The organism is uncultured Thiodictyon sp. (genome assembly GCF_903828115.1).
Taxonomy (GTDB): domain Bacteria; phylum Pseudomonadota; class Gammaproteobacteria; order Chromatiales; family Chromatiaceae; genus Thiodictyon.
This window is the reverse complement of the sequence record NZ_CAIKKU010000723.1, coordinates 1-5,768: the sequence shown is the minus strand read 5'-3', so window position 1 is coordinate 5,768 and position 5,768 is coordinate 1. Positions and strand designations below refer to the sequence as shown.

The window sequence follows — 5,768 nt, the reverse complement described above, 5'->3', positions numbered from 1 at the left end:
GCTACCCGACCCGGCCACTTTGCTGGACGGGAGGTCGCTGGTCCGCACAGCGGACCCTACGGACACGGGGCCGTAGGGTCCGCTGTGCGGACCGCAGACCTCGCCGTTAGCTGATAGGTCGGGATTATGATCAAGGCCCTGCACACCTGAGGAGAACGCTCCGCAACCGGAGCATTGACGATGATTGATCTTCACCGTGCCATGTTCGACGGTGGAAACGATTTTGCAGGAGATCACGCAGATGAGCGACGAGCGAACGGCACATGACTCCCAGAACGCGGAAGGGCTGAAGGAAGTGTTCAGCGCTCAGGCGAGCGGCGCCCAAGCATCCGCCGGCGACCGATCCGACCAGGACTGGATGGCCGTAGCACGGCAGGTTTACGGCGAGCAATTCGAGAGCGCCCCCGACCTCAGCGGTGAGTTCAACGAGCGGGCCAGCGGCGAGTCGTCGCAGTCACAATCGGGGGAGTCGTCGGCGGAAGACTCGGCAACCGGACAGGCGTCAGGCTCCGAGCAGGCATCGGCCGCGACCGCGCAGTCTGAGCTTCCGGACTATGCCAAGGCCACCTATCGGACCGAGGACGACGCGAGCGATGACGCCTCCTATAGTGCCAGCCACGGATTCACCCACGGGATGTAAAGCGCTGGCTTGCAATCGCCGAGGTCCGACAATTCACGAAACAAGCCCAGGTCGGGGCCTGGAGGCCATATCATTTCTAAGCGACCGCGATACCGACCATATGCGCCTCCGGGACGGGTACCGAGCGATCATAAAGGGTCTCTGGCGCGATATCGATGTCCCCCGGCCATACCACTGTCCCGTATTCGACGCGCGCCAGCATGAACAGGGGGAGTGTTTTGATGCGGACAAAGGGCTTGCGGTCGAGATAGGGGACCATATCGAAACAGCGCCGTTCGCCGTTGTCGAACTCGAGCAGCAGCTGATAGTCGGGCTGCGGTTGCACCGCGACGACATCGAGAAGCATGGCAGCATACCTCGTTACTTGAGCGGATCGATGCGGAACAGTGTGTCGCCCGCGGTCGCCAGGTCCCAGTTGGCCAACAACTCGTCACGATGGATCTCGATCCACGCCTGCACCAGGCGCAACTACCGACGTGGCAGATCCCCATCGAGCAGCGCGGCGTCGTCGATGGCGATCGACGCATTTGCGCCCTGGTAACGGGCATGGATGTGCGGACGATGATGGCGGTCGTTGTCCTCGAAGAACATCAGGATCACGATGCCGTAGAACATGCTGATGGTCGGCATTTTGAATGGTCTCCCCGTCATATGCCTTCAGACGAGACGGCCAACCGGACCTGGTAACGTCTCGTCGCTCAACGCCGCCCGAATCGATTGAAACTAACGAGCAATGGCGCGGCACCGTAACTCGCATTCCAATAGGTTGAGAGGGCGGTAAATAGCAGGTCGTCTTTCGTCTCTCAAAGGCTCTACCTCGTCGAGAAGTTCACGTTCTTCCTCCTTCAGCGCCGAATAACTCCAGCCGGAGGAACGCTCATGAATTTTCCGTTGAATGAAGAAGACCACCCACGCGATATTCAAAAGGAGCGGGATTGCAAAGATGCCGCGAAGCCAGGTAACTCCTCCCGGATCGCCACGGTGAGAGTCATCGAGCCAGAGCACGTAGATAAACGCGATAGCGATGTAGCTAAACACAAGACGGCCAGAATATTTTTCCCAGCCCTCCCACGAAGTCCATAGTCCGAGTTGCTGCTGCGAGCGTAGCGATTCAAGCCTGCGATCAAGAGCATTTATCTGAATATCCAAGCGTTCCAGGTCCGATTTTCTTCTAGAAATTTCAAGTTCAAGGTCCTCCTTGTGCCAATACTTGCTCCGTGCTACCAGGAGTTGGTCCAGTCCGTGACGCAGGAATTTCAGCGATTCCTCGAAAACTTCCAGATCGCTACGCAACTCGCTTGCTTTGAGAGAAAGCTGCCTCTCGGTCTCTTCCCAGTCCCGTTCGCAATAGAGCTTCTGCACGAACATCGCTACCGCAAGGAACCAGAGCGCGAGCAACCAGCCCACGAAGAATGCAGCGACGATGCCCCAGAAACCCTCGTATATGACTCCGCCAAGCACTCCACAGAACAGCGGTATTGTCAGCACGGTGGTATTGAGCCACTCTGGACGACTGTCTTCGCTGTTCAGCCATAAACGATCCCGACGCCGAACGACCGCGACCAGTTTGGCGCGGCAATCTGCAACAAGCGCCCCCTGTCCCGCTATCTTGGCCTCTTGGTCCGCAATTCGCCGTTCAAGCCCGGTGATCTCGGGCCGGCAGATCTCAGATTCCAGAACCTCCCGGCCCCCATACTTGCCCAGTCCCCCCAGAAGTTCGTGCAGTTTTTCGCGCAGGGATTCAAGAGATTTCTTGAAACCTTCGAGTTCACTGCGCAACGCACTTGCCTTGAGAGAAAGTTGCTCCTCAGTCTCGCCCCATTCCCGTTCGCAATAGAGCTTCTGCAAGAGCCCCACGAGAAAAAGGAACCCGACCGCGAGAATGAGGCCCGCGATGAATGCACCGACGCCGCCCCAGAAGCTCTGGTATACCATTCCGGCTACCAGTGCGCAGGATAGCGCTATTGTCAAGACGGCGCCAATGAGTCGATCTTCGCCATCGTCCAACCATAGGTCAGCCCGGCGTCCAGCGACCGCGACCAGTTTGGCGCGGCAATCCGCAACAAGCCCCTCTTGCGCCTTTATCTTGGCCTCTTGCTCAGCAATTCGTTGTTCGATCGCCGCGATCTCGGCCTGTCGGATTCGCTCTCGTTCCTGCGCTTCCTCGGTCCTTCTTCGCTCCGCGATTGCTTCCTGCTCCGCTCTCTTGCGTTCCGCTTCACGCGCCTGCTCAGCCATTTTTCGCTCAGCTTCTTGCCGTCGGCGCTCCGCCTCGCGCGCCTGCTCCGCTCTTTTTCGCTCGGCTTCTTGCCGTCGGCGCTCCGCCTCGATCTCCCGGCACCGCTCAATCTCCGCGTTCCGCGCCTCGAACCAGCGCGCCCACAAGGCGCTCGCGAAGTCCTCCCGCCAGTTCGCCGACAATTGGGCAGTTTGGGCGCGGACTTGCATCAGGCGACCTTGCTGTCGGGATTCGCCCTCTTCAAGATTCAGCACCTTGAGTGGCACCGGGGCCTTCACACCATAGGCTGGCGGCTGGGTGTGCCATTCATCTGCCGCATCCGCCAATACGGCCAGGACTGGCATCCCTTTGTCGATGATCGCGTTCTTGAACAGGGATTGCGGTAAGGTCACTTCGACGCCGAGCCAATCTGTAACGAGCGGCTCTGGAATATGCACCGAAAAGAAGTGCGCTTCCGTAATCTGCCATCCCAGCAACGGCTGCTCATCGAACGGCACGAAGGAGTGGACTGGATTCGGATTGAATTTGCGGACGAAGAAGGGGTCTTGGTCGTGGTTGGCCTTGCGCACGAAAAAGGGGTGCGGCTCGCCGCTGAGGATGATCAGGGCGAGACCGGGAAAGGCGGCGTGCTCGCGATCGGATTCGGGGAAGGATCGCAGGTATTGCTTGGCCTCCAGTGCGCTGAGCAATGGGATGACGTGGCGACGCTGGCTGCGTGTCGCGGTCTGGTTCTGGATGCTGGCATCGACATGACTGGTGCCGCGGCCGTGGGCATCGCTGGTGCCGGTCGTCTGCGCCCGACTCGTGCTGTCCGTCCGGGCATCGCTCGTGCCCGCCGTGTCGATTCGGCTGGTGCCGCCGCCGCGGGTATCGCTATATCCCTGGCTGCTGTTCTCGCTGTAGTTGGTGGAATGGACTTGATTGGTGGATTGGCTATCGGTGGTATCACTCGACCAGGAGTCCTGGCGGCTGCCGCCGCGCGAGCGGTTGCGGCCGGAGTTGCTGCCGCGATTGGTGGTATGTTCCCAAGGTTCAAACAGAATGTAGGGGCCGTAGTCTTTACCGGCGGTGCGCCCGTCGTTGGTGCCGTAGTTCCAGTTCGAGCCGCTGGCGCCGCCCCGGCCGCTCCGTTCACCACGGGTATTGGTGGTGCCGCGGGACTCCGATCCGCCACGGGTGGTGCCGTCATTGCGGCTATCGGTATGGCTATGCTGTTCTTGGACGCCGTCGGCACGGGACCGGCTGTCCGCATGGGTGCGGCTCTGCCCGGTGGTGTCGGTAGTGGCGAGGCTATTGGTGTGGGTGTAGACCTCGCTGACGCCCTTGGCGACCGAGGTGCCGCGGCCGATGGCAATGGAATCCTCGTAGATGGTGACCTCGGTGTTGCCAAGCGAGCGCTCGATGAATTCGCGAGTCTCCATCTCCTCGGCGCCGAACCAGATCTGGGCGCCGGCGGAGGCGATAAAGGTCTGCCATGCCTCGCCGTAGTGCTTCTTGAGTTGGCCGAGGCGCTGGACGGCGAGCAACAGCTTGACGCCGGCCCCGGCAATGATGTCGCTGGCCGTGGCGATACGTTCCATTTCGCCAAGGCTCGCGAATTCGTCGATACAGAACAGCACGCGCTGGCCGCTTTTCCCGAGACCTTCGCGCTGCGTCATCCCGTCGATCAGGACCTCGACCATGGCGCGCAGCCAGGGCTTGAAGGATTCGTAATCGGCCTGTTTCACGCAGAGAAAGACACTGATACACGAGTTCTTCAGGTCTTGGACCTGGAAGGTGCGGGGATAGGCGACAGTCTCGCCGGTCCCGTCATCACGGGCACCGGTGGCCGTGACCGTCTTGCACATGCCGTAACCGGCCAGAAACTCCAGTTGCCGGGCGGCGGCGGAGCGCACGCTCTGGAATCCTTCGACATGACCGCGCAAGTAGCTGAGCATGTCATGGGCGCCGAGTGCGATCTCGCCGTTGCAGGCGGGGTTGGCGGCCATTTGCTCGAACAGAAGATCGAAGGGGTCCGCCGGTCTGGCAATCTTCCCCTCCGCGGCGGCCTTGGCGCGATGGTGCTCGTCGGTGCGCTTGGCGAGCCCGCGATGCCCGGCGAGGATCAGCGACCGGACGGTGGTGAGATCGCGGGGCAGGCCGTATTCCTCGAAGTCCTGGCGCGGGGCGGTGACGACATGGCGGATGACATTGGCAACCAGGTTTCGGCCGCGCTCGTCCCAGACGGTCGCCTCGCCACCCCGGACCTCGCAGATGGCCTTGGCGACCCGCCTGGTTTTCTCGACCAATTGCGGATCGTTCGCGCGCAGGGCGGCGAGCGGATTGAAATGGGCGCGGAACCGGTCCAACTCGGGCGGCAGGTCCATCCCGCTTGGGTCCAGGATATAGACCTCCTGGCCCAGACCTTCGCAGTGCGCGCTGCCGGGGCCGCGGCGGGCGGCGGCGATGAGAGCGGCCTCGCCCTTGGGGTCGATGGCGATCAGGGAGCCGGGCCAAAGGACCTGATTGTTGACCAGAAAGGCGCGGCCCTTGCCGGAGCGGGTTTCGGCGCAGAGGAAAACGTGGCGGTCGTCCCGGTGGCCGATAGCACGGTTGGGATCATGGGGACAGCGGCCAAGCCAGATGTCGCCCTCCCGGTAGGTGTAGCGATCGGCGACGTACTCGGGGTCCGCCCAGCGGGCGTGGGCAAGACGGGCCCCGTGGTCGGCATCATCCGGGATAGAGAGGTCGCTGACGTTCATTGGTCCTTAATTCTACTTTGTTAAATTGCAATAGGCCATTGAATTTGATATAATTTTAGCAGCGGTAAAAATATATTCGGAGCGTGTAAGAGAAGCCTGGTGAATAAAATAAACTATGGTCAACCGGACTATGCTTTGAAAAGGATAG

Annotated in this window: 3 protein-coding genes and 1 pseudogene; 1 reads left to right on the top strand and 3 read right to left on the bottom strand. The window is 60.9% G+C overall.

What is annotated here, in order from left to right; all coding sequences use genetic code 11:
• The first annotated feature begins 184 nt into the window (after positions 1–184).
• The gene (locus tag QZY48_RS27015) at positions 185–640 is read left to right on the top strand and encodes a hypothetical protein (RefSeq protein ID WP_295436660.1); all 456 of its coding nucleotides are present in this window, start codon (positions 185–187) and stop codon (positions 638–640) included.
• A gap of 76 nt (positions 641–716) precedes the next feature.
• Here the strand turns inward: QZY48_RS27015 and QZY48_RS27010 are convergent, their stop codons facing one another.
• The 3 genes and pseudogenes from QZY48_RS27010 to QZY48_RS27000 all read right to left on the bottom strand — a co-directional run bounded on the left by QZY48_RS27010 (position 717) and on the right by QZY48_RS27000 (position 5,620).
• The gene (locus QZY48_RS27010) at positions 717–986 is read right to left on the bottom strand and encodes a DUF2442 domain-containing protein (RefSeq protein WP_295436659.1); all 270 of its coding nucleotides are present in this window, start codon (positions 984–986) and stop codon (positions 717–719) included.
• Between the two features lie 14 nt (positions 987–1,000).
• A pseudogene (locus QZY48_RS35075) lies at positions 1,001–1,255 on the bottom strand (DUF4160 domain-containing protein).
• 108 nt (positions 1,256–1,363) lie between these two features.
• Positions 1,364–5,620, bottom strand: a complete 4,257-nt coding sequence (locus QZY48_RS27000; protein WP_295436657.1) for a type IV secretory system conjugative DNA transfer family protein — start codon at positions 5,618–5,620, stop codon at positions 1,364–1,366.
• Positions 5,621–5,768: the final 148 nt, after the last annotated feature.